This window comes from Streptomyces sp. AC627_RSS907, assembly GCF_019049165.1.
Window position 1 is genome coordinate 1 of the sequence record NZ_JAGMUE010001022.1, and the last position, 575, is coordinate 575.

Here is a 575-nt window from a genome sequence, read left to right on the forward strand (position 1 = left end):
GCGGGAGGATGACGCGCCAGGGTTGGCGCGGGTCGTACTGGACCACGGCCCGGTCGCGGTGGAGCAGGTCCTGCACGTCGAGCGGGTGGCGGACGCGTATCCGGTACGGGTCGCGGTCCTCGGGCACCACGGTCAGGTCGAACGCGAAGACGCTGCTCAGCGCGTTCCGGTCGGCGGCCGGCCGGCCGGTGGCCCTGTCGACCGCGCGCACCCCGTGGACGAGGGCGGGGGCGTACGCGCGCGACCCGTCGGGGCGCAGCGGCCAGGCCGCGCCCCTGCCGGTGTCGCGCTCGCCGATGACGCCGAGGACCGCCAGCGTCAGGGATCCGGTGAACAGGCCGGTCAGCAGCAGCCAGCGCGGCCCGAAGAGGGCGCCGCAGGCGAGGGCGGCGAAGACCGCGCCCGTCACGGCGACGCAGAGCAGCAGGTACGGGGCCAGCCGGCGGCGCACGCCGTACGGCAGGCCCGTCACACCAGGTCCCGGGTGGTGCGGCGGACGATGGCGACGCGGGTACGGCGCGGGTCGCTGGGCCGTTCCCGGTCGTACACGGCGAGGACCGTGCGCCGGAGCGCGA

Annotated in this window: 1 protein-coding gene; it reads right to left on the bottom strand. The window is 76.9% G+C overall.

Annotated features, from left to right (window positions below):
- A partial coding sequence (locus KUM32_RS40025; RefSeq protein WP_217146632.1) for a hypothetical protein occupies positions 1-472 on the bottom strand: 472 nt, incomplete at its 3' end.
- Positions 473-575 lie beyond the last annotated feature (103 nt).